At 68.6% G+C, this 1,263-nt stretch carries 3 protein-coding genes; all 3 read right to left on the bottom strand.

Translation table 11 applies throughout. The features are described 5' to 3' along the window. Positions 1-330 (bottom strand): helix-turn-helix domain-containing protein (locus H074_RS03410; RefSeq protein WP_007028617.1); only part of this gene is annotated, 330 nt, incomplete at its 3' end. A gap of 25 nt (positions 331-355) precedes the next feature. Next, entirely contained in the window at positions 356-913 is a 558-nt protein-coding gene (locus H074_RS03405) for a DUF6879 family protein (RefSeq protein ID WP_007028616.1), read from the bottom strand. Beyond that, positions 903-1,263: hypothetical protein (locus H074_RS40635; protein WP_007028615.1), on the bottom strand; the 361-nt coding region annotated here is incomplete at its 5' end. The genes H074_RS03405 and H074_RS40635, both read right to left, overlap by 11 nt.

Genomic DNA, 1,263 nt, shown 5'->3' with positions numbered 1-1,263 from the left:
CTCGCGGATCCGCTCGGCGGTCCGCTCGATCTTGCCGATGCGTTCCTGCATCCACCAGCCACCGCGCTGCAGGGTCATCCGCGCGCTGTGGCTAGCTTCTTTGAGGTCTTGGGCCATCTGCATGAGCTCCCTACGGACTGTGGCCGGCGCCTTGTAGACGCGGCACAGAGCGGCGACGTCCTCGGGGCTCGGCGCGAAGGCGCCGCGTTCCGCTCGGGAGACCTTGCTCTGGGACAGCCCGGCTCGCTTGGCGGCTTCGTTCCCGCTGATGCCGAAGTCCTCGCGCAGGGTGCGCAGCGCGGTCGACAGCGGCGGGGTCGGCGTGGTCACGGTGTATCTCCTGGATCAGCGAGGGTCAGGCGGCGTGGCTGTCGCGCCAGGCGTCAGGGTGGCCGCGCCAGTAGTCGCCGAACGGCTGCGCGGCCGACCACGCCGCCTGAGCGCAGGCCTGGTAGCGGGCGAGCTCGTTGACGTCGTCGACGGGCTCGGCGCCGGTGAAGCGGCCGCGGTCGTCGTAGTGCATGAGGACCAGGTGTTCATCGTCGATCAGCCAGAAGTCGTGGTCGATCAGCTCGCGCGGGGCGTCGCGCTCGGCGAGGTCGAGGATCCCGATCCGCTCGCCGGCCTCTTCGTTGTGGACGTAGCCCCACTCGAAGTCGAAGCGCAGGTAGTCGGTGAGCGGGGAGCGCACGACGTGGACGCGGTAGGTGTACTTGCCCTCGGCAACCTCGCTCCGGAGCACGTCCAGCCATGCGCTCTTGCGGGCCATATCCGGTCCAGGTTGCCCGGCGAGGTAGCGCTGGAAGTCGTCGCCGTCGCTGCCGACGTCGAGGAAGTCGTGGGTTTCCAGGCGGAACAGGCGCCGGGTAAACCGGTCATCGATGTAGGCGCCGAGCTGATCTTCATCCAGCATGAGCAGGGATCCTTCCAGGCGCGGCCGAAACCTCGACGGCGTCCTCACCCTCAGGCAGCTGCAGCTCGGCGAGCGCTTCGGCGTCGACCACCCGAGGGCCGACGACCAGCAACGTGCCCCGACCGGTCGGGTACATCCGGGTGTCAGCGGCGACCAAGCCGTCCGGCAGGAGACCGATGGGGATCTCCACCACGGCGTCGGAGGCGGAGAGGACGAGACCGGGCACGCTGTCGCGGTCCGCGAGGTAGCCCTGAACCACCACAGTGTCCCGGTCGCTTGTGTTGATGTTCGGGCAGGTTCGGCCGTTGTTGCAGGCCGCCGCCACCAAAGTGATCTTCATCGTGCCCATG

The organism is Amycolatopsis decaplanina DSM 44594, assembly GCF_000342005.1.
Taxonomy (GTDB): domain Bacteria; phylum Actinomycetota; class Actinomycetes; order Mycobacteriales; family Pseudonocardiaceae; genus Amycolatopsis; species Amycolatopsis decaplanina.
The sequence above is the reverse complement of the archived record's forward strand: the minus strand, read 5'-3'. Positions and strand labels throughout refer to the sequence as shown.

Bases quoted from the DNA above. Each gene is read 5' to 3' on its own strand.
- H074_RS03405 (WP_007028616.1), bottom strand. From the start codon at position 913: ATGCTGGATGAAGATCAGCTCGGCGCCTACATCGATGACCGGTTTACC.